This is a genomic window from Candidatus Solirubrobacter pratensis (assembly GCF_000425945.1).
GTDB lineage: Bacteria > Actinomycetota > Thermoleophilia > Solirubrobacterales > Solirubrobacteraceae > Solirubrobacter > Solirubrobacter pratensis.
Genome location: NZ_KE384480.1, coordinates 858,071 through 876,537 on the forward strand (window position 1 = coordinate 858,071; position 18,467 = coordinate 876,537).

Below are 18,467 nucleotides of genomic sequence, written 5' to 3' on the forward strand. Positions count from 1 at the left end.
TCGTCATGGTCGAACATATGTTCGCATGTCGTCCGGCGGCTACACGCGCTCTGGAGGGCCCGCTTCGCAATTTGCGCAATGCGACGTACCCCGGTGCCGATCGAGACCCGTCCGCGCCGGCGGCCGCTCAGCGGCCGTGTAAACGTCTACGCCGCGCCGAGGCGTGCGACGGCGGCCGACGCTACCTCGTCGGCGCTGACGACCCACAGTGGATCGCCTGGGACAGGAGCCGCGTCCCGGAAAGCGTCGGAAGCCGGCGCTACGAGCCAGCCGGCTGGGGTCGGGCCGAACAGGTCAGCGCGATCCGACAGATAACCCAGCAGCTGCGACAGTCCAGCGCCAAGGTAGCTCGGCGAGCGGGTGGCCTTGAGCTCGAGCACGATGCAATCTGCCTGCGCGCCTGTTCGCCGGATCGTCAGATCCGGCTGCGAGAATCCCGGATGGAAGCCGTGGCGCTTGGCGACCATCCAGCGGCGGGACGCTCCCGGGGCGGCCGGCCAGCCTTGGTAGACCAGCTGGACCTGGTCGCCGTCGTGCAACTGGTAGCGCGCGTAGGGATCGGTCCCATCCGCCCCGACCAGCAAGCGAGCGAGTCGAGGACCGCCAGCGGCATGAGCAAAGGCGCGGGCAAGGCGAAGCGCCACCATCACCTCGAATAGGCGCCACGCCTTGTCCGGCACGAAATAGCGCTCGCAGAGAGTCTTCACCAGCGCTTGTGCGCTGGGCTGCTGCGCGGCCAGCAGCGTTCGCACAACCCGTCCCACATGGACGCGGTAAAACGCCGATCGCGTCGCGGCGAGCCGTTGCAGCGTGCGGGCGTCCGGACGCTGGGGCGTCACCTCACGCAGCCACTCCACCCGCCAGGCACGACGCACGGTGAAGAGCACTTCGCTCAGCCGCGCCTGCCACCCGACCTCGGTCCCGCTTGGCCCGGCACCCGCCACCAGGCGAAGAGCCCTCAGCGCTGCTACCTCGAGCTCGCGCAGAGCCCAGGCCACCGCGCGATTCTCCGGGGTGTCGAAGATACGACGGCCCGGACGCACGACGAAGAGCGTCGGGTCTGCGCCGGAGCCGGCACGAGCTCTCACCGTCGCCGACCAGTCGACGGGACCACGAACCGCCTGCGTGACTTCGCGAGGCCGGACAGACGACATGACCGGCCGGCGTAGTCCCTGCGGAAGCGTCCCGATGAACGCGGACACCGCTTCCGAAAGGCAGAGGTGCGTTGCGATCACCCGCCGCAGGTCCTCAGGATGCAGGCCGGTTAGCCCCTCCACGTCGCCAACCGGATCGTGGCGCTCGCTGGCCGCTGGAGCAAGGAAGAGCGGTAGGTGCTCGCGAACCTCGGCGAGCATGGCTTGATAGTCATCTGGCGAGAAGGCGTGGGATTCGACGCCGATCCCGGCCTCCGTGACGCTCATGCTCCCGCCAGCGCCACTGTCGACAGCGCAGTCTTCAACGCAGACCACGCCGTCTCAGACGGGGTAGGCCAGACACCCTGCAGCAACGCCGTGAACCTCTCAACGTCCGCCGGTGGCGCCCCTTCGTACTGCGGAACGGCGTACAGACGCACGGCGGTGAGGAACGCCTCAACAGCGTCGGTGTAGGGCGCGCTCCCCGACGATGTGGTCGTGAGGGCGCGTTCGGTGAACGCGGCTACGTCGAGCAGGATGGCCGGACCGAGCGGCACTGGGCCGTGGGCGATCGCCATCGCGGCATCGACGATCGCGTCGCGCTCGGGTTGCGGGAGCTCGGCGACTCGGGTGGCGAATAGAGCCCGATAGGCCTGAGGCTCCGGCAGCGGCACGTCGATCACCGCGAACCGCCGAAGAAAGGCAAAGCTCAGCTGGAAGAGGCTGGCTTTATCGGACACGTTCATGGTGCCGAGTAGGCGCCAGGCGGGCGTGATCGCGTAGCGCGTCTTGGCCTCCGACACCGTTTGTGCCCAACCGATGTCCACGTTCTTGCCGGCCTGGCGATACGGCAAGAGCACGGTTTCCTTGCCGTCCATGCCAGCGCCGGCGAGCAGCGTGAACAGCGGGCCGAACGCCTTGTCGATGTCGGCTCGGTTCAGCTCGTCGATCACGAGCCAGGAGCCGTTCTCGAACGAGCGCAGCACCAGGCCGGGCTCGAAGAGCAGCGCCCCTCCTTCTTGCGGGAGGTAGCCGCCGACCGTGTCGAAGGTGGTCCAGTCGGCGGTGGCCGTGGTAACGCGATAGCGGCTCTCGACCACCGCGCGACAGAGCGCACTCGCCACTGTGGACTTACCGGTGCCCGGCGGGCCGGATAGCAAGAGGTGCTTGCCAGAGCGCAGCGCGGTTACGGCCTCGGCGAGAACGCTGGTGGGCAGCACCATGCCATCAGGCAGCTGCGCCTGCACCGCTTCGACCGTAAGTCCCTGCAGCTTCTCGAGATCGATCTGTTCGGGATCGTCTCCATCCTCCTCCGGCCACTGCTCGGTTACGTCCGGGCCAGAAAGAGGCTGCGATGGCGACGGCGCGGGCCGCTTGCGGATCTCGAGCGCCTCGGTGACCTTGCGAGGCAGGATCACGTAGCGATCGTGAAAATGAGCGAACTCCTCCACCTCGCGCACCGCGTCGCCGCTCGCCATGAATTCCTGCAGCTCCTTCGCGCCATGCAGCGCCCGGGCGGGGCGGAAGTAGTCGGACTTGGTGGCCTTGCTCTGTGCCTCCTCGAGCAGCCCACGCAGATCGCCAGGCGCCACTGCGATCGCTTCACCGTCGGGCGTCAAATTGCCGGCTGACTTGCAGACGTGCAGGCCCGGCATGCCGCTGTCCGTCACCAAAAACGCGCGGTCTCCAACTACGGGATCAAGGCCCGCCTCGGCGAGCAGCGCCGCCGCGTCCACTGGTGCGCCGGCGCGCACCAGGGTTTCCTGGCGCAGGTACTGCGCGCCGCGTTCGGCGACCCCACCTGCCTCGAGCACCTTCGCGCCGGCGCCGTCGGGGAGTGGCTGGATGTGCCGGTTGGGCGCCGCCATCGCCTTGAACTGGCCTGCGAGCTCAACGGGCACGGCGCGCAGTTTCAAGAACTCCGACGTCGAGATCGGGTGCTCGAGCCACTCGAGCTCGACTTCAACCATGGCCCAGGGATCGATGCTTGGGAAGCGATCGTCGTCATCGAGATGGGCCTTGACCCGCATGACAAACGGCACCGCGCCGTCACCCCAGGCGACCTTCTCCTCGTACTCGGCGCGCCAGACGTCGAAGTCGTCACCCCAGACTTCACAAATGCCTCGTATGTAGTCCTCCTGGCCCGAGGCTCCGCCCCAGACTGGAGCTTGGGCGAACTTGGGCACGATCAGGTCGCCCGGCTTCATGGTCCGGATGACCTCAGCCTCCTGACCGTCCCACGGCCACCCGAACTGGTCGTGGTGGGCCGGCACCCACGAGATCATGTTGGTCGAGACGGTCCAGTCAGCCACGCGCGGACAGTAGCGAGATCCACCGGGGGGCGAAGGTCGCCCAAGGGGCCCTACCGGGTGACGACCGGCTAACTCCGCCGCGGTGGGCGGCCGGTCGTCGGATCAGGCGGCCGACCTCTCGCCAAGACGAATCGCGCCGACGAACACGGGTCAGGCGAACGGGGTGGGCGTGCCGGCCCGTCGACGGAGTTCCCCAACCACTACGGCGACGAGGTCATGAAGACGTACACGGTGGCGTGAGCGTGCGGCTCATGCGCGGGGCTGAGTCTGTGCTCTGACGAGCGGAACCGGGGCCTGGAGAGTCATCCGGGCAGCCCGCTCGCGTGCCGTGCTGAGTTCTCCGGAGTTGCTCGCCCAGGCCGCAGGGCATCCGAGTTCTCGTCGCCATTTGGGCGAAACCGCGACGACATCGCGTCGCAACCGGCACCGTCGCTGGAGGGTCGCCGATCGGTCGCGTAGCGTTCCCGCACATGGATCAACGCGCGCCATACCAATGGGGAGGCAAGGAGTGGGAGAGCTACTGCCTCCAGTTGTTGATCCGCCGACACGTCAATTCCTACGCGCGCATGCCCGATACCGACGCCGGCGATCTGGGCATGGAGGGCTACTCAACAGACGGCAGTCGTTGCGCCTACCAGTGCTACGCGCCCGAAGCCGAGGAGACGCTGAAGCGCGCCGAGGCCCAGATCCGCAAGATCAACCGGGACCTCAGGAAGTGGAAAGACAGACCGACCGAGGTTGCAGCGCATCTCAACGGAGTGGTGGTCAGCCGATGGATCCTCCTGACGCCGACCCACGACTCGAAGGCGGTCACCAAGCACTGCCGCAAGAAGGAGCAGGAGATGCGCTTGCTCGATCTCGAGTTCCTCGACCGCGATTTTCGTGTCGATGTCCAGACAGCCGAGATCCACTTCACTGCCGAGCGGCGGCTGCTCGAGGAGGAGGGCGTTGGAGTAGTCAAGGCGCCGCCGGCGGACGTGCAGCCCGAGGAGCTTGAGCGCCTGGCAGAGGAGCGGCCCGATCTTCTGCGCAATTTGGAGCAGAAGATCGAACGGCTCCTGCCAAGCCGCTCTGAGCAGGTCAGGCAGGGCCTCCGGGAATTCATGCAGCATGCGGCCGTGGATGCGGCGAACCTCGAGGACCACCTCAGGATTAACCATGCCCCCACATACGAGCTGTTCTTGCGCGAGCGCGACGCCGAGGAGCGGGCGGTGCAGCTCGAGAGCTTCACGGGAGCGAGCGTGCAGCCGACCTACGTCAACACGGTCCGCGAGCGTTACGAGAGCCGGTTGCGGCGCGAGGTGCCCGGGCTGCGAAAGGGCGATGAAGCGGATCGGCTCTCGCACGGAGGCGTCGCGGATTGGCTACGACGTTGCCCGATGGACTTCCCCACGTCCGCCAGTTGAGATGCCACCGCTAAGCAACCAAGAAGTCGACGAGCTCCTCCGCGCGCCCTTCACCTACCAGCAGCGGCCTCGGCCCGTGCCCGCCGACGGTCGCCCCGTCTGGCGGGTGCCGTACGTGCTGCTGCTGGTCCGAGCCTGCCGAGCCCAGGCCGCGTCGCTGCAACAGCTGCATGTGCTGAACTGGGCGCTGCGTAGTACGCGTGGCGCGGAGCAGCTTGGCCTGTTCCTGGCAGGCGAGCTCGCCGCCGAGCAACCGGCGGTGAGGTATGAGCCGGCGTTGGACCGCGCCGTGGCGCTCGCCGGCGGACTGGAGCTGCTCACCTTTGACCGCAAGCTCTGGCGTCTCAACGACGCCGGCAGGGCGCTCGTCGCCCATCTGGACGAGGACCCCTCGCTGCTATCGGACGAGAAGCAGCGGCTTGCGATCATAGGCACGCCTCTGACGCAAGCCGCCGTCTCGGGGCTTCTCCGGCGCGAGCCGACAGCCGCATGAGGATCAAGCTGATCGCATCGGCCTTGGTTGTTGAGACCGAGCGCGGACGCTTCTCGACGCGCATCGACTTCGAAGAGGGAGTCAACGTCGTCTCGGCCCACAACAACCGGGGCAAGACCACCGCCCTCATGTCGGTCATCTACGCCCTTGGCCTTGAGGGCATGGTCGGACCCGGCGACCCCATGCCTCTTAAGCCAGCCGCCTACGAGCTGGTCGCCGACGCCGACGGGACCGAGCTTCCAGTGCTCAGCAGCTACGTCATGCTCGAGCTCGAGAACGCCGATGGCAAGCGGCTGACCGCCCAGCGCTACCTCAAGCACGAGCGCTTCAAGCGGGACCTGGTTCGCACCTGGGAGGCGGGCAAGCTCACCGACCCGCAGGCAGACGTGCCGGTCCGCGAGCGCTACACGCGCGTGCCTGGCGCGGCACAAAACGAGGCCGGATGGCACACGCAGCTCACGCGATTCCTGGGGTGGCAGCTGCCTCGGGTCACCACCTGGACCGGCGACTCGGTGCCCCTCTACATGCAGAGCTTCTGGCCGCTGCTATTCGTCGAGCAGTCCCGGGGCTGGGCCAGCATCTTCGGCGCCATCCCACGCTACCTGCGTATCCGTGACCCCGGTCGCCGTGCAGTCGAGTTCCTGTTGCAACTGGACGCCTACGAGCGCGCCCGCCGACGCGAGGAGCTCCTCGCCCGAGACGCCGCGCTCACCAACCGGTGGCGCAGCGCGGTCGGAGCTTTCGTGGGCCGCCTCGACACACTGGGCGGCCGGCTCCAGGACGTGTCGCCCACGGCGACCGTCGAATGGCCTCCTGCCTCTCCGCCAACCGTGCGACTGCTCCATGACGAGCAGTGGGTGCCGCTGGGCCAGCTGCTCCGTACGCTGCGTCAGGAGCTCGCCCAGCTCGAGAACGAGGAGGTGCCGCGCGCGGCCGACGTGGTCGGGCAAGCGACTTCCGATTTGCGCGACGCCGAAGATCGACTCGCCCGGCTCTCGGCGTTGTCGCTCCAAGCGGCGCAGGATCTACGCAATCAGGAGGCCGACCAGGATGCACTCGAGGAGCGGCTGGCGGCGCTCACCACCGATCGCCAGCGGTACTCCGACGCCCTGCGCCTTCGAGGCATGGGTGCGCTGCAGCCGCTCTCGAGCCCCGAGCCACACTGCCCAACCTGCCAGCAGGCCCTGCCCGCCACGCTGCACGGAGCCGGCATCGGCGGTCCGGTGCTGACGCTCGAAGCCAACTTGGAGCTGATCGACTCCGAGCGCCATACGGTGCAGGCGATACGGGCGGACGCCAGCGAGGTGCTCCGCGCGTCGCGCGAGCGAGCCACCGCCGTACGTCAGGCGCTGTTGGACGCTCGTCGCGACGTGCGAACGCTTAAGAGCGCGCTGACACAGCAGGCGCAGGCTCCGTCGCGCGCGGTCGTCGCGCGCCAGGTGCGCGTCACAGATCGGCTCGAGGCACTCGAGGAGGTCGACGAGAGTTTCAGCGCTCTGGAGCAGACGTTGGCCGAGATAGCTGAGGAGCTCCGGAAGATTCGCGGCGAGCTGGAGGGACTCAAGGCCGGCCGCCGCAGCGAGGGCGACGAGGACAAGCTGTCAGCACTTGCGCTCAGGGTCCGCGAGCAGCTGGACCAATACGGTTACGGGTCGTTCGCTGGCGTCGAGGTGGATCCTGACACCTACCTACCGGAGCGCGAAGGCTTCGACCTCGACTCCGACTCATCGGCGAGCGACACTGTCCGACTTGTATGGGCGTACACCGTGGGGCTGCTGGAGGTCGCAAGGCAGCACGCGACGAATCACCCGGGGCTGCTGGTCATGGACGAGCCAGGTCAGCACGAGATCGAGATTGACAGTCTGCGCGCACTGTTCCGCCGGGTGGCAGCCTCCCGACAGCGCGAGCAGCAGGTGGTGATCGCAACCTCGATGCCGTTCCACGAGGTTGACGCGCTCGGAGCCGAGCTCGACCTCGCGGTCCATCGCTTCGACGACCGGGTCCTCACGCGCGACGAGGACAATCAGCGGACCGATCCAACCTGATCACCGAGCGCGGCCGGCCCCTCACCGCGCCGTGCAGAGCAGACCGCCTGTGCTCGTGGGCTTTCCGGCGGAGCTCGCAACACACGCGGGCGCCAGCTGCGCACCCCAGAAGGTGGGCCGCGAAGGCGCGTCTACTCGCGAGGGGTCGACGGATGTCGTCTTGACCGGCCCGCAACGCGCAACATACGTTCGCCGAACACGAACGGAGGCGGGAACGATTCACGGACGGAGGAACCGAGCTGCGGCCGCGTTGGCGGCCCTGTTGGCACTGGCGCTCGCTGGCTGCGGCGGAGGAGGAGAGAGCAGCAGCGCCGGCGGCGACACCAGCGGCACGGTCCGCAACGCCCCGGCGCATTCGGAGCAGGACGTGATCGATGCACTGCAACTCACCTCCGACAACGGGATCAGCTACACCGATCCGAACGGGTGCGAAGTCGCGGTCGTCCTGATCGGCAAGAACACTGTGAACTTGTATTCGGGGGCAGGCGACACCGTGGCGACCAACCCGGCCGGCGATGTCGGCGTCAAGGTCGTCAGCAACGACCCGTCCTGCGCGAGCAAGCTTGCGGCCGGTCTGAAAGGGCTGTAGCGCGAGGTCGCCGTTCGAACCGGGCCCGACCCCTCAACCCGCGCGAGACACGAACTCCGCCGAGCCCTTCCCGATGTTCTGCCGTCGCCGAGACGGCTACGGACGCCTATACGCGCCGTCTGACGCGTATGGTGGCCGGTCTGGCCCCGTCCCAACTCGACACGGGTCGTCTCCATCTCCCCCGTCGCGACAAACCGGAGGATCGATAGGAGTCCCGGTCGCCGCGAGCGGGTCCCATGTAGGTGACCGTTTCAGCGCGCGGATGACCCCCGGGCTTGCGTCAAGCCTGGGGCAGAAGCGTTCGGTCTAACCGTTTCGAGCAAACATCCTGAGATCGTCGTGCGGGGCTCGATTACGTCTGTCATGAACAGCAACGAGACAGACGAACTCATCCGCGACGCCCGGCGACACGAGGCTAGTCGAGCCGCCGCACGCGCGTTCCTCGCGGTTCTACGCGAGCGGCACCCCGATGTCGTCTGGCGCGAAGTCCGGCGCGAAAACGAACTCGCGGATTGATGCCTTCTGCCCCTGCCGAGGCAGATCGGCAGGCGCCTGTCCCCGCCAGAGGATCCGCACTCGTTCCTCCACGGGCACGACGTTTCCGCGCCCGACGTTGCGGACCATGATCGCGTCGATGGTCTGCCTGAGGATCGTCCGCTGTTCGTCAGTCGAGAGCTTCGACCAGTACTCGCGGAGGTCGGCAACAGGGACAGACACGCCCGCAGCCTTTCGGCGGCAGTCGTCGCAGGCTCGCTCGGCGAGAGCGACCGCATCTTTGTGAGATCGGATCGCGCTCAGCCAGGTCTCCCGGCCCATGACCTCGCGGGCCTCTACGTCCTGAGCCAGTTCGTCCAGTCTGGCTTGCGCCTGTTCGAGTCGCTGGCTCAGCGCGTCGTAGTCGCCCTGTTGCTCGGCGCCCTCGAAGACCGGAGTGTCGATGTATGAGAAGAACTGCTCGACGACCCATGACTCAAGAGGTTCGGCGCGGATGGATCCGCCAGTCGGACACGTTCCCGACCCGTGCTTCTTCTTGCACCAGTATTGCCGCGTCCGCTTGCCGGGGCTCCCGGTCATGCCAGGCGAGAGGCAGTACGAGCATCCCGCGCAGCGCATGATCCCGGAGAGGAGGTTCGGCTGCTTGCCTTGCGTCGGGTTGAACGCCTTGCCCTTGGCGGCCTCGAACAGCGCCCTGGTCACCAGGGGCTCATGCGCGGATTCGTTGACGTACTCGCCGTGGTAAGCGATCCCGAGGTACGCCTTGTTGGCGGCCAGATCCTTGACAGTGCCTCGAACCCACTGCTTGCTGTCCGGCGGCTTTACGCCCTCGTCGTTGAGCCAGCGCGCGATGTCCTGCCACGTCGTCCCGCGCGAGCGCCTGGCGTAGATCTCGCGGACGTGGGCGGCGTCCTCGTTCGGCACCAGACGGCCATCCTCGCCCTTGTCGTATCCGAACGGGGCTCGCGCCTGGTAGACGCCGCGCTTGTTCGCGCGCGCGCGTGCATAGGCCCAGTTCTCCGTGATTCGACGACGCTCCATCCGCGCGAGGGCGAGCATGATCGTCAGCCCGAACTCCCCAAATGGCGTCGTGGGGTCAATCCCGAGATCGACGGCTGCGACCTGGCCGCCGTGGTCGCTGATCTCCTCGACGAGGTTGAGCGCGTCGGCCACGCCCGCCCGTGAGAGACGGTCGAGCTTCGCCACCACGATGCCGCCCGTCTCGCCTGAGCGAACGCGACTCATGATCGCGTCAAGGCCAGGGCGGCTGAGCTTGCCACCGCTCTGATCGAGGTCGGTCTGCCAAGCGGCGATCTCGACGCCTCGCAGCTTGGCCCAGCTTGCGATCTGCTCACGCTGTACGTCCGGCGAAATGAACGAGTCGCCCTCTCGCCCGCCAACGCGGGAAACGCGGATGTAGCCGTCAAGTCTCATGTGATGCCGTAGTCGTCCACTCCAGGCCGAACTCAGGGTTGTCAGGCACCTACTCGACGAGCTGTCGGAGTTCGCCCGGCCGAGCCTCGAGGCGCTCCGCCAGCCGCTGGAGGACGGCCACGTCACGATCATGCGCGGCCAGCAGGTGATGGCATTCCCGACGCGCTTCATGCTCGTGGCGGCGTCCAACCCGTGCCCGTGTGGTCTCGGCGGCACGCGCTGCCAGTGCACCCCGGCGGACCTGTTCCGCCACCGCCGCCGCCTCTCCGGCCCGCTGCTGGACCGGATCGACATCCTGATGCGCGTCGAGCGCCCGCCCGCCGAGGCGCTGCGTCAGCAGATCGCGCCCCGCTCGGCCGAGGTCATGGAGCGGATCGTCGCCGCCCGTGAGCGCCAGACACGCCGCCTGCGCGGCCATCCGGAGAGCTGCAACGCCCAGCTCACCTCGCGCCAGATCCGCGAAGTCGGCCAGGTCGCGCCAAGCGCCATGCGCCTGCTCGCCGAGCTCTACGACCGCCACACCCTCAGCGCCCGCGGCCACACGCGCATCCTGCGCGTCGCCCGCACGGTCGCCGACCTCGAGTCCCGCGACACGGTCGGCGCCGACCACATCAACATCGCCGCCTCACTCCGCCTCGACGACGCCCCACCGCTCGCGGAGGCGGTATGACCCTCGCAACGCGCGCATGACCGCCTGCGACGACTGCCTCCGCCGCGCGTGGCTGATCGCCGCGATCGCCGGCCGGCTGCAGGTCGAGTTCAAGCGCCGCAGCGCGCCCGCCCGCGTCCTCGCGCTGCCCGACGACGAGCTGCTCGAGATCGGCGCGGCCGCCGAGATCAGACGCGCGTACGCCGGATTCGATCCGCCGAGCGCGCGGGCCGCCGCGCTCGCCGCCGGGCTGGTCACCGTGTGCGGCTGCCGCGACACCTACCCGAAGCCGCTTCGCGACCTCGCGGATCCGCCCGCCGTCCTGCACGTGCTCGGCGATCCGGGCGTGCTCGCCCCTTCTGACCGCGTCGCGGTGGTCGGGGCGCGGCGCGCGTCGGCCTACGGCCTGGACGTCGCGCGCGCCCTCGGCCGCGGCCTCTCGATCGCCGGCGTGCCGGTCGTCTCCGGCCTCGCGCTGGGGATCGACTCCGCCGCCCACGCCGGCGCCCTGAGCGGCCCAGGCCCGGCGATCGGCGTCCTCGCAGGCAGCGCCGACGTCCCGTATCCCGCGAGCGGCTGGCGCCTGCACGCGGCGGTCGCGTCGCGCGGCGCCGTCGTGTCCGAGCTGCCGCCCGGCGCCCGTGCCCACCGCTGGTGCTTCGTGGCCCGCAACCGGATCATCGCCGCGCTCGCCCAGCTCACCGTCGTCGTCCAGGCGACCGACCGCTCCGGTTCGCTCACGACGGCGGACTTCGCCGCCGAGCTGGGCCGCGGCGTGGCGGCCGTCCCCGGCGTGGTCACCAGCCGCCTCTCGACGGGCGTCCACCAGCTGATCCAGGCGGGAGCGCCGCTGGTCTGCGACGCCGGCGAGGTGCTCGAGCTGCTCGCGGCGACGACGGGCGCGCCGTTCGACCCGCCCCAGCCGGTGCCGCCGCCCGACCTCGCCCCCGACCTGACCGCCGTCCTGGCCGCCGTCGAGGACGGCCGCGGGACGCTGAGCGAGCTCGCCACGACACCCGCCGAAGCGCGCGCCGCGCTCGTCGGGCTCGGCGAGCTCGAGCGCCTCGGCCTCGTCCGGCGCGGCTTCGCCGGCCGCTGGGAGCGCGCGGCGTGATTCCGTCCGCGGCACTGGAGGACGCTGAAGCCGCACGAGATCCTCGGGCCGGGCCCGGAGGAGCACTGACAGCGCCTACCCTCATCGTGATGCCCAGACCCGTTCCCGCCGTGCTCTCGATCGCCGGCTCGGACTCCGGCGGCGGCGCCGGGATCCAGGCCGACCTGAAGGCCTTCGCGCGCTGCGGCGTGCACGGGATGACGGCGATCACCGCTCTGACCGCGCAGAGCACCACCGGCGTCACCGGCGTGCACCCGGTCCCCGGCGAGTTCATCGTCGAGCAGGTCCGGACGGTCGCCGAGGACATCGGGGTCGACGCGGTCAAGATCGGCATGCTCGGGACCGCCGAGACCGTGGCCGCAGTCCGCGAAGCGCTCGAGCTGCTCGACGGCGCCCCGGTCGTCATCGACCCCGTGATGGTCGCCGAGTCCGGCGCCGTCCTGCTCGACGACGCCGCTCGCCGCGCGATGGTCGAGCTCCTCCTCCCGCTCGCCGCGGTGATCACGCCGAACCTGCCGGAGGCGCGCGTGCTGGCCGCGGTCGGGGAGGGGCGCGCGGAAGAGGCGGGCCGGCGCCTCGCAGCCGACGCCGAGGACCTCGCCCGCGCCCTTCACCGCCTCGGCCCGGCGAACGTCGTCGTGACTGGGGGCCACCGCGCGGAGGCGACCGACGTGTTCTTCGACGGCGAGGCCCTGGAGCCGTTGCCCGGCGAGCGGCACGCCGACGGCGCGGCGCACGGATCGGGCTGTACGCACTCGTCGGCGCTCGCCGCGCACCTCGCGCTCGGCTACACGCCGTTGGAGGCGGCTCGCGCCGCGCGCGCGATCGCCAGCGAGGCCGTCCGCGCGGGCCTGCGCGGCCTCGGCCGGGGCGCCGGCCCAGTGGACGTATTCGACTTGACGGCCCGCGCGCGGCAATCCCCTGCAAGTGCCCAGTTGGCGCGCTAAGTGTCGAGGCCGCCCAGCGCTGCGTGACATAATCGCGCAGATGAAGTTCCTTCGCATGCGTCCGGGATACGGCGAGCAGTTGATCGCCGAGGGTGACATCGAGGTCGCGGAGGACGAGGAGCGCCTGGTGGAGGAGTTCCGCCGGCAGCTCGCGCAGGGCATGTGGGCCGCCGTCCCGGTCACATCCACGACCGGCCGGCGGGAGGCGGAGATGGTCACCGCGTTCGAGGAGATCCCACGCGAGACGGGTCGCGTCATCTTCTTCCCGCGTGCGGCCGGCGGCGCCCGTTGACGCACGCGCTGAACCGCGCCGATCGCTTCGCCCGCGCGCCGAACCGTGCGCACCCCCTCGCCCGGGCGCTGAACCGCGCCCACCCCCTCGCCCGGGCGCTGAACCGCGCCCACCCCCTCGCCCGGGCGCTGAACCGCGCCCACCCCCTCGCTGGAGCGCTGAACCGAGACGCCCGTGCGCCGCACGCAGGAGCCGCGCGGTGACCGTCGCCCTCTGCGCCACCGCGATCGTGATCATCGCGCTCCTGTGGGAGGTCTCGATCCCCTGGTTCGAGCGCCGCGCCGAGCGCCGCCGCGCCCGCCGCGAGGCCCGCGCCCACGGCGACTCCGTCGCCTACGACCCCGGGCGCGAGCGCCGCGCCGAGCAGCGCGCACGCGAGCTGCTGAAGTCGTGCGTGAACGAGGAGGAGTGGGCGATGTACCGCGATCTGGGCTTCGTCCGCGTCTGGGGCGGCCAGAACAAGGGGCCGGGCGGCAAGCCCTCAGGCCTCGGGCGCGACCTCAAGGGCGTCCCGTATGCGTACCTGATCTACCCGCACAAGCCGATCGTCGCGTACCTGCCGCAGACTGGCCGCCTCCTGAACGAGTACTGCGTCGAGTTCCCGGACGAGACCCGCCCGTACGGTTCCGCGCGCCTCCCCGACTCCGACGACGTGCTCGCCAAGTGGATGGCGCTCAACGGCGACGAGCGGCGCCTGATCAACACGGCCAACATGCACCTGCCCGGCCGCCAGATCGACCCGCGCCAGGTCTCCCGCGACATCTGGCGCCTCGGCCGCTGGGAGCGCGAGCGGCTGGATCGCGCGCGCCGCCAGTCCGGCGCCGAGAGCGGCGCGGCGTAGCCCGCCCCCGGAGCCCGGGCGCGCGCCCGCATAGAATCGGCGGCATGTCCGCCGCCGGGAACGGTCACTTCGACCTCAAGCATCGCTCCCGCGCCCTCACCGAAGGGCGCGACCGCGCCGCCGCACGCGCCTACCTCAAGGGCATCGGCTACGACGACGAGGCGCTGTCGAAGCCGATCATCGGCGTAGCGAACACGTGGACCGAGACGATGCCGTGCAACTTCCACCTGCGCGCGCTCGCCAAGCACGTCAAGGATGGCATCAAGGCCGCCGGCGGGACGCCGATGGAGTTCAACACCGTCGCGATCTCCGACGGCATCACGATGGGCACGCAGGGCATGAAGACGAGCCTCGTCAGCCGCGAGGTCGTCGCCGACAGCATCGAGCTGGTCGCGCTCGGCCACCTGTTCGACGCCGTGATCTGCCTGTGCGCCTGCGACAAGACGATCCCCGGCACCGTGATGGCGCTCGCGCGCCTGGACGTCCCCGGCGTGATGCTCTACGGCGGCTCGATCCCGCCCGGGCACTACAAGGGCAAGGACATCACGGTGATGGACGTGTTCGAGGCCGTCGGCGCCAACGCCGCGGGCAAGATCACCGACCAGGAGCTCGCCGACATCGAGGCCGCGGCCAGCCCCGGCCCGGGCGCCTGCGGCGGCCAGTTCACCGCCAACACGATGGCGATGGCGTTCGAGATGATGGGCATCAGCCCGATCGGCCCGAGCCTCGTCCCTGCCCAGGACGCGACCAAGCCCGAGATCGCGTTCGCCGCCGGCGAGCTCGTGATGGACGTGCTCCGCCGCGGCCAGAAGCCGAGCGACCTGATCACGCGCGACAGCCTCGAGAACGCGATCATGGCGGTCGCGGCGTCCGGCGGCAGCACCAACGGCGTGCTGCACCTGCTGGCCGTCGCGCGCGAGATCGGCGTCGAGCTCGACATCGACGACTTCGACCGCGTCGCCAACAGCGTCCCGAGCCTGTGCGACCTCAAGCCCGGCGGCCGCTTCGTCGCGACCGACCTGCACGCCGCCGGCGGCACCGCCGTGCTCGCCAAGCGGCTGCTCGAGGGCGGCCACCTGCACGCCGGCGCGCCGACCGTGACCGGCAAGACGATCGGCCAGCACGCGCAGGAGGCGCAGGAGACCCCCGGCCAGGAGGTCATCCGCCCGCTCGAGAACCCGATCAAGAAGACCGGCGGGATCGCGATCCTGCGCGGCAACCTCGCGCCCGGGGGCAGCGTCGTGAAGCTCTCCGGCCACGAGCGCCGCCACCACCGCGGCCCCGCGCGCGTGTTCGACGGCGAGGAGGCCGCGATGGCCGCCGTCACCTCCGGCCAGATCAACCCCGGCGACGTCGTCGTGATCCGCAACGAGGGCCCCGCCGGCGGCCCCGGCATGCGCGAGATGCTCGCCGTCACCGCGGCGATCGTGGGGGAGGGGCTCGGCGACTCGGTCGCGCTGCTCACCGACGGCCGCTTCTCCGGCGCCACGCGCGGCTTCATGGCGGGGCACATCGCCCCCGAGGCGGTCCACGGCGGCCCGATCGCGGCGGTCCGCGAGGGCGACAGCATCACGATCGACGTCGACAACCGCCGCATCGACCTCGACGTGCCCGACGAGGAGATCGAGAGCCGGCTGGCCGGCTACGAGCCGCCCCCGATCGAGACGCGGGGCGTGCTGGGCAAGTACGCCGCGCTCGTGTCGAGCGCCAGCGAAGGCGCGGTGACCGGCCCGAAGCCGGCCCGCGAGCCCGCGACGGCGGGCTGACAGCGCGTCGAGGGCCGGCGCGGGCGGCGACGACCGCAGCCCGCGCCGCGTGGGGATCACGTTCCAGCCGCAGGGGTGGTGCCCGGAACCCCGGCCTCGGGCACCTCGTCGCCGGCGATGAAGTCCGCCAGCAGCGCGTTGAAGCGCGACGGCCGCTCGAGCATCGGGAGGTGCCCCGTGTCCTCGAAGATCACCGCGCGGGCGTTGGAGCCGATCAGCTCCCGGAACGTCGCCGCATCGCTGACCGGGACCAGGATGTCGTTGCGGCCCCAGACGATCAGCGTCGGCACCTCGATCTCCGACAGCCGCTCGCGGATCTTGTAGGTCAGGACGGCGTCCAGGCCGCCGACGAAGCCCGGCGAGGCGCCGCCGCGCACGAGCTCCGTCGCGAGCGGCAGCGACAGCTTCTCGGGGTAGCGGACCACCAGCTGCAGGAACAGCCGCCGCATCCGCGGCCGCCGGATCAGGATCCCCGCCTGGGCGCCCGCGCGCGTCGCCGTCACCGACATCAGCCGCCCGACCGTCATCAGCGGCTCCTTGGCCAGGTACTCGACCGACAGGCCGGCGGCGCTGATGAGCACGAGCTTCTGCACCCGCGTGGGGAACGCGATCGCCAGCTCGGCGCCGATGAAGCCGCCCATCGAGTTGCCGGCCACGATCGGCGCCTCCACGCCCAGCACCGTGCACAGCTCGTCGATCAGGCGCGCGTAGCCCTGGATCGAGATCCGGCCCACCGGCATGGGCGACTCGCCGAACCCCGGCAGATCGGGAGCGATCACCCGGAAGCGCTCCATGAACGCCGGGATCGTGAGCAGCCAGTTCTGCCACACGCCGCCGAGCCCGTGGATCAGCAGAAGTGGGGGGCCGTCCCCCTTGGTGTCCACCACGCTCACCGGCCGCCCGGCGACCTCGACCGTCCGCGTCAGCGACGGCCAGTCGACATCCATCCAGCTCGCGTCGTCGCCGTCCGCATAGGTCGCATCCGGCTTCGCGCGGACGATCGCGTTGCCGGTGACGCCCAGGATCTGCTCTCTGAGCCCCGCCACACCGCTACCGTAGCTGACCTTGAAGGAGCTTCCCGCCCCCGCCGACCACCGCAGGCACCTGCCCGCGATCGAGCCGGAGCGCCAGGTCACCGACTGGGGCCGCTCGGAGCGCATCGAGGGCCTCATGGACCGTACGGTCTACGAGTTCCTCTACCACTACTGGTTCCGCGTCGAGGTGGAGGGGATCGAGAACGTCCCGTCCACCGGCGGGGCGCTGCTCGTCTCCAACCATGCCGGCGCTCTGCCGCCCGACGCGGCGATGATCGCCAAGGCGGTCAAGGAGGAGCATCCCCGCCCACGGCCGGTGCATATGACGGTCGAGCACTTCTTCAAGGGGTATCCGCTGCTGAGCATGCTCGTGCCCAAGATCGGCGGCGTGCCGGCGCACCCGGCCAACGTCCACCGGCTGCTCTACGACGAGGAGCAGCTCGTGCTCGTCTTCCCGGAGGGCGCGAAGGGGACCGAGAAGCTCTACAAGGACCGCTATCGCCTTCGGCGCTTCGGCCGCGGCGGGTTCGTGGAGGCGGCGATGCGGGCGAAGGCCCCGATCGTCCCGATCGCGGTCGTCGGCGCCGAGGAGGCGCAGCCGATCTTCGCCCACCTCCCGCTCAAGCGCCTGACCGGCTTGATCTACGCGCCGCTGGCGCCGCTCGTCTACCTGCCGGCGAAGTTCCGCATCCGGTTCCTCGAGCCGATCGCGACCGACCGCTGGGGCGAGGCGCCGTGGGAGGACACGGGCCTGGTGCAGACGGTCGCGGAGGACGTCCGTGGCCGGATCCAGGAGGAGCTGTACGAGATGCTCGCGCGGCGGCGGTCGCCGTGGCTGGGGTGAAGCGCGTCCTCATCACCGGCCTCTCCAGCTACTGGGGCGGCCGGCTCGCGCAGGAGCTCGAGAAGGACCCCGCGATCGAGGCGATCATCGGCGTCTCGCCCGAGGACCCGACGCTCGCGCTCGAGCGCACGGAGTTCGTCCGCGTCGGCAGCCAGCACGCGCTGCTGCGGCGGATCGTGCGTGCCGCGGAGATCGACGCGGTGGTCGACACGCGGCTGATCGTGGACTCCGGCACCGCCCCGGCGCGCGGGGCGCACGAGCAGAACGTGCTCGGGACGATGAACATCCTCGCGGCCTGCGGCGGGCCGGACTCGCCGGTCCGGAAGGTCGTGTTCAAGTCGTCGGCCCATTACTACGGCTGCGAGCGAGACGATCCGAGCTTCTTCACCGAGGACATGCGCCGTCCGCATCCGCCGCGGACGAGGCTGGAGTCCGACATCGTCGAGGCCGACGACGCCGTCCAGGACTTCGCGAGCCGCAACCCGGGCGTGGCCGTCACGACGCTGCGCTTCTGCGACGGGCTCGGCCCCGACCTCGAGACCTCGCACGGCGCGCTGCTCTCGCTGCCCGCCGTGCCGGGCATCCTCGGCTTCGATCCGCGCTACCAGTTCATCCACGAGGACGACATCGTCGGCGCCCTCGCGCACGCGGTCACGCACGAGTTGCCGGGGATCCACAACGCCGCGCCGGACGGCGTGCTCGTGCTCTCGGAGGTCGCGAGCCTGCTCGGCAAGCCCTACGTCCCGCTGCTTCCGCCGTGGGGGACCGGGGCCGCCGCGTCAGCGCTCGGACTCACGGGACTGCGGTTCCCCGAGGAGGTCCGCCACCAGCTCCGCTACGGGCGCGGGCTGGACAACCGCAAGCTCAAGGCGGCGGGCTTCCGCTTCGGGCTGACGTCGCGCGAGACGGTGCAGGCGTTCGCCGAGGCGCTGCGGCTTGCTCCACTGCGCGAGAGCGCAGGCGCGCCATATCGCTATGAGCGCGAGGTCGAGGAGTTCCTGCGCTGGTCGCCGAGCGTGAGGCGCGACCGCGAAAGCTGACTTGCAACACTGGGCGGTCCGCCTCTCACTCTC

General features: G+C 70.2%; 16 protein-coding genes. 12 read left to right on the forward strand and 4 right to left on the reverse strand.

Annotated features, from left to right (window positions below):
* Window positions 1-146 precede the first annotated feature (146 nt).
* Window positions 147-1,421 (reverse strand): hypothetical protein, encoded by a 1,275-nt coding sequence (locus H958_RS0128790; protein WP_028061194.1) that lies wholly within the window; start codon window positions 1,419-1,421, stop codon window positions 147-149.
* The gene (locus tag H958_RS0128795; RefSeq protein ID WP_028061195.1) at window positions 1,418-3,445 is read right to left on the reverse strand and encodes an AAA family ATPase; all 2,028 of its coding nucleotides are present in this window, start codon (window positions 3,443-3,445) and stop codon (window positions 1,418-1,420) included. The genes H958_RS0128790 and H958_RS0128795 overlap by 4 nt, the downstream gene beginning before the upstream one ends.
* Before the next feature lie 470 nt (window positions 3,446-3,915).
* On the opposite strand from H958_RS0128795, the gene H958_RS0128800 reads away from it, so the two are divergent.
* From H958_RS0128800 to H958_RS0128815, 4 genes are all read left to right on the forward strand, one after another.
* On the forward strand, window positions 3,916-4,851 hold the full coding sequence (locus H958_RS0128800) for a hypothetical protein (protein WP_028061196.1): 936 nt from the start codon (window positions 3,916-3,918) through the stop codon (window positions 4,849-4,851).
* A gap of 115 nt (window positions 4,852-4,966) precedes the next feature.
* Entirely contained in the window at window positions 4,967-5,344 is a 378-nt protein-coding gene (locus H958_RS0128805) for a hypothetical protein (RefSeq protein WP_156028372.1), read from the forward strand.
* Window positions 5,341-7,389: an SMC family protein gene (locus H958_RS0128810; RefSeq protein ID WP_028061198.1), complete on the forward strand. Its 2,049-nt coding sequence runs from the start codon at window positions 5,341-5,343 to the stop codon at window positions 7,387-7,389. The genes H958_RS0128805 and H958_RS0128810 overlap by 4 nt, the downstream gene beginning before the upstream one ends.
* A 250-nt stretch (window positions 7,390-7,639) precedes the next feature.
* A complete protein-coding gene (locus H958_RS0128815) occupies window positions 7,640-7,978 on the forward strand; it encodes a hypothetical protein (RefSeq protein ID WP_028061199.1) in 339 nt (112 codons plus the stop codon).
* Window positions 7,979-8,428: 450 nt separating this feature from the next.
* Here H958_RS0128815 and H958_RS0128820 read toward each other — a convergent pair whose 3' ends face one another.
* On the reverse strand, window positions 8,429-9,907 hold the full coding sequence (locus H958_RS0128820) for a recombinase family protein (RefSeq protein WP_028061200.1): 1,479 nt from the start codon (window positions 9,905-9,907) through the stop codon (window positions 8,429-8,431).
* Window positions 9,908-9,968: 61 nt separating this feature from the next.
* Between H958_RS0128820 and H958_RS0128825 the strand changes: the two genes are divergently transcribed.
* From H958_RS0128825 to ilvD, 6 genes are all read left to right on the forward strand, one after another.
* Window positions 9,969-10,577, forward strand: a complete 609-nt coding sequence (locus tag H958_RS0128825; RefSeq protein WP_255325470.1) for an ATP-binding protein — start codon at window positions 9,969-9,971, stop codon at window positions 10,575-10,577.
* 16 nt (window positions 10,578-10,593) lie between these two features.
* Window positions 10,594-11,670 (forward strand): DNA-processing protein DprA, encoded by a 1,077-nt coding sequence (locus H958_RS41035; RefSeq protein WP_051324921.1) that lies wholly within the window; start codon window positions 10,594-10,596, stop codon window positions 11,668-11,670.
* An 89-nt stretch (window positions 11,671-11,759) separates the two neighbouring features.
* The gene (gene thiD / locus H958_RS0128835; RefSeq protein ID WP_028061202.1) at window positions 11,760-12,617 is read left to right on the forward strand and encodes a bifunctional hydroxymethylpyrimidine kinase/phosphomethylpyrimidine kinase; all 858 of its coding nucleotides are present in this window, start codon (window positions 11,760-11,762) and stop codon (window positions 12,615-12,617) included.
* A 40-nt stretch (window positions 12,618-12,657) separates the two neighbouring features.
* Window positions 12,658-12,909, forward strand: a complete 252-nt coding sequence (locus H958_RS0128840) for a hypothetical protein (RefSeq protein WP_028061203.1) — start codon at window positions 12,658-12,660, stop codon at window positions 12,907-12,909.
* 199 nt (window positions 12,910-13,108) lie between these two features.
* Window positions 13,109-13,750, forward strand: a complete 642-nt coding sequence (locus tag H958_RS41040) for a hypothetical protein (RefSeq protein ID WP_028061204.1) — start codon at window positions 13,109-13,111, stop codon at window positions 13,748-13,750.
* A gap of 44 nt (window positions 13,751-13,794) precedes the next feature.
* A complete protein-coding gene (gene ilvD, locus H958_RS0128850; RefSeq protein ID WP_028061205.1) occupies window positions 13,795-15,516 on the forward strand; it encodes a dihydroxy-acid dehydratase in 1,722 nt (573 codons plus the stop codon).
* A 56-nt stretch (window positions 15,517-15,572) separates the two neighbouring features.
* Here ilvD and H958_RS0128855 read toward each other — a convergent pair whose 3' ends face one another.
* Window positions 15,573-16,562 carry an alpha/beta fold hydrolase gene (locus tag H958_RS0128855; protein ID WP_028061206.1) on the reverse strand — a complete coding sequence of 330 codons (990 nt, stop codon included), beginning with the start codon at window positions 16,560-16,562 and terminating at the stop codon, window positions 15,573-15,575.
* Between the two features lie 19 nt (window positions 16,563-16,581).
* Here H958_RS0128855 and H958_RS41045 point away from each other — a divergent pair, with 19 nt between their 5' ends.
* Together H958_RS41045 and H958_RS41050 are read left to right on the forward strand one after the other, a co-directional pair.
* Window positions 16,582-17,394 (forward strand): lysophospholipid acyltransferase family protein, encoded by an 813-nt coding sequence (locus H958_RS41045; protein ID WP_051324922.1) that lies wholly within the window; start codon window positions 16,582-16,584, stop codon window positions 17,392-17,394.
* A complete protein-coding gene (locus H958_RS41050; protein WP_051324923.1) occupies window positions 17,391-18,434 on the forward strand; it encodes an NAD-dependent epimerase/dehydratase family protein in 1,044 nt (347 codons plus the stop codon). The genes H958_RS41045 and H958_RS41050 overlap by 4 nt, the downstream gene beginning before the upstream one ends.
* The last annotated feature ends 33 nt before the right edge of the window (window positions 18,435-18,467 follow it).

Coding starts and splice junctions, on each gene's coding strand:
- H958_RS0128790 (WP_028061194.1), bottom strand. CDS start 1,421: ATGAGCGTCACGGAGGCCGGGATCGGCGTCGAATCCCACGCCTTCTCG.
- thiD (WP_028061202.1), top strand. CDS start 11,760: ATGCCCAGACCCGTTCCCGCCGTGCTCTCGATCGCCGGCTCGGACTCC.
- H958_RS41035 (WP_051324921.1), top strand. CDS start 10,594: ATGACCGCCTGCGACGACTGCCTCCGCCGCGCGTGGCTGATCGCCGCG.
- H958_RS0128820 (WP_028061200.1), bottom strand. CDS start 9,907: ATGAGACTTGACGGCTACATCCGCGTTTCCCGCGTTGGCGGGCGAGAG.
- ilvD (WP_028061205.1), top strand. CDS start 13,795: ATGTCCGCCGCCGGGAACGGTCACTTCGACCTCAAGCATCGCTCCCGC.
- H958_RS0128800 (WP_028061196.1), top strand. CDS start 3,916: ATGGATCAACGCGCGCCATACCAATGGGGAGGCAAGGAGTGGGAGAGC.
- H958_RS0128840 (WP_028061203.1), top strand. CDS start 12,658: ATGAAGTTCCTTCGCATGCGTCCGGGATACGGCGAGCAGTTGATCGCC.
- H958_RS0128810 (WP_028061198.1), top strand. CDS start 5,341: ATGAGGATCAAGCTGATCGCATCGGCCTTGGTTGTTGAGACCGAGCGC.